At 57.7% G+C, this 2,221-nt stretch carries 3 protein-coding genes; all 3 read left to right on the top strand.

All coding sequences use genetic code 11. The annotated features are described in order from the left end of the window. Window positions 1-224 (top strand): IS200/IS605 family transposase (locus tag NW856_RS13935; RefSeq protein ID WP_414400726.1); only part of this gene is annotated, 224 nt, incomplete at its 5' end. Between the two features lie 54 nt (window positions 225-278). Next, window positions 279-1,400 carry a sugar phosphate nucleotidyltransferase gene (locus tag NW856_RS13940; protein ID WP_414400727.1) on the top strand — a complete coding sequence of 374 codons (1,122 nt, stop codon included), beginning with the start codon at window positions 279-281 and terminating at the stop codon, window positions 1,398-1,400. Continuing rightward, window positions 1,378-2,124, top strand: coding sequence for a GvpL/GvpF family gas vesicle protein (locus NW856_RS13945; protein ID WP_011433160.1), 747 nt, complete (start codon window positions 1,378-1,380; stop codon window positions 2,122-2,124). Before NW856_RS13940 ends, NW856_RS13945 begins: the two co-directional genes overlap by 23 nt. Window positions 2,125-2,221 lie beyond the last annotated feature (97 nt).

The raw sequence follows: 2,221 nt of genomic DNA on the forward strand, positions 1-2,221 counted from the left end.
ATCTTTTGATTTTCTACCCACCTAAGTGGTCTATTTCCAGATGGTTAACGCTCTCAAGAGTCTCCAGTCGCAGGTACGGCCAGGCTAAGTTTCCCAAGCCCTACGGCAAAACTGCCTTGTGGAGCCCTAGCTATTTTGCATCGAGTGTGGGTGGGGCTCCTCTACAAGTCTTAGTTGCTTACAGCCAAAATCAAGAAAAGCCGCCCTCAAGGGCGGGGTTTTAGACCCAAATTTTTGATAAAGTCAGAGCACGGTTAGCCCGGAGGAGTGACAACGGCATGAAAGCCATGATCCTGGCAGCAGGCAAAGGCACGCGAGTGCGGCCCATCACCTACATGATGCCGAAGCCGATGATCCCCATTTTGCACAAGCCTGTCATGGAATTTTTGGTGGAGCTGCTGCGGGAACATGGGTTTAACCAAATTATGATCAACACCAGCCACTTGGCCCACCAAATCGAAGACTACTTCCGCGATGGGCAGCAGTGGGGGGTTCACATCGGCTTTTCGTTCGAGGGTCACTTTGAGAACGGCCAGCCGGTGGCCCAGGCCCTGGGATCCGCAGGGGGCATGCGCAAGATCCAGGATTTCTCCGGATTTTTCGACAGCACCTTTGTGGTGCTCTGTGGGGATGCCCTGATCGACCTGAACCTCACGCAGATCGTCAACTTCCACAAATCCAAGGGAGCGCTGGCCACCGTGGTGTTGCGGGAGGTGGATCCCAGCCAGGTCTCCAGCTACGGAGTGGTGGTAACCGATGAGACGGGTCGCATCACTGCCTTCCAAGAAAAGCCCAGGCGGGAAGAGGCCCTCAGCCACACCATCAACACCGGCATCTACGTTTTCGAGCCGGAAGTGTTCGACTACATTCCCCCTGGCTGCCCCTACGACATCGGCAGCGATCTCTTCCCGGCCTTGGTGAAAGCGGGTGCCCCCTTTTATGGGATCACGGCTGACTTTCAGTGGGTGGACATTGGCCGCACCCACGACTACTGGCTGGCGGTGCAAAAAGTGCTGCGCGGCGAGATCAAGGGAGTCAAGGTGCCTGGGATCCAGATTCAACCCGGCGTATGGACGGGGATCAACATCCGCGCCAACTGGGATCGCATCCATATTGAGCCACCGGTCTACATCGGGGCCAGCAGCCATTTGGCGGACGGGGTCAAACTCATCGGCCCCACAGCCATTGGCTACGGATGTGTGTTGAATGAAGGGTGTACGCTGGATGGCAGCTTAATTTTTAACTACACCCAGATCGCGGCAGGCGTGACCCTACGCCACCAGATGGTGATGGGTCGCTACTGCATTTCCTCGGATGGCAATGCCATCGACACCGAAGAGTCCAACCTCACGTGGCTGATCGGAGATGCCCGCAGCAATGCCAACGGCAAATCCCCATAGCGCCCTCTACCTCTACGGGATCGTCGCTGCCCCTGGCCCGCGTCATCTGAGTGTGGTGGGGCTGGACAAGCAGCCGGTGCAGGTTCATGGGCTGGGATCCCTGGCCTTCTTGTACTCCCAGGCTCGACAGGAGCGCTACCTGGCCAGCCGGGCCAACTTGCTCGCCCATGAGGCCGTGCTGGAAAAAGTGATGAACGAGGGACACCGGGCTCTGCTGCCTCTGCAATTTGGCCTGGTGGTGAGCGGCTGGGAGCAGGTGGAACGGGACTTGGTGCAGCCCCGCTTGGCGGATCTGCTGGCTCTGCTGGAGCGCCTGGAGGGCAAGCGGGAGGTGGGAGTCAAAGTCTTCTGGGATCCCGAGCAGGAGCTCAAGCTGGGGCTAGAGGAAAACCCTGCCCTCAAAGCTCGGCGAGACGAAATGGCCGGCGCTCCTCTGGGGCTGGACGCGGTAGTCGAGATCGGACGGGCTCTGGAGCAGCTCTTAGAGCAGCGACGTCAGCGCATTGCCCAGACCTTTACAGCAGCCCTCAGCCCCTTGGCCAGCGACCGCGTAGAAGGAGATCTGCTCACCGAAAACATGGCCTACAACGGCTCGTTTTTGATCAATTGGGAAGATGAGCCGGTTTTTGCCCAAAAAGTAGAGGAGCTAGACCAGACCTTCCAGGGGCGGCTGCGCATTCGCTACAACAACTTCACCGCTCCCTACAATTTCGTCAAACTTTGACACACTCAGCTGTATTGGGTCACTTCTCTACAAAAGACAAGAGGAGACCGCTCGGCTGAATGGTCGAAGGCAGGGATCCTTTTGGAAATCTGCTCAG

The sequence above is a fragment of the Synechococcus sp. R3-13 genome, assembly GCF_047462195.1.
GTDB lineage: Bacteria > Cyanobacteriota > Cyanobacteriia > Thermostichales > Thermostichaceae > Thermostichus.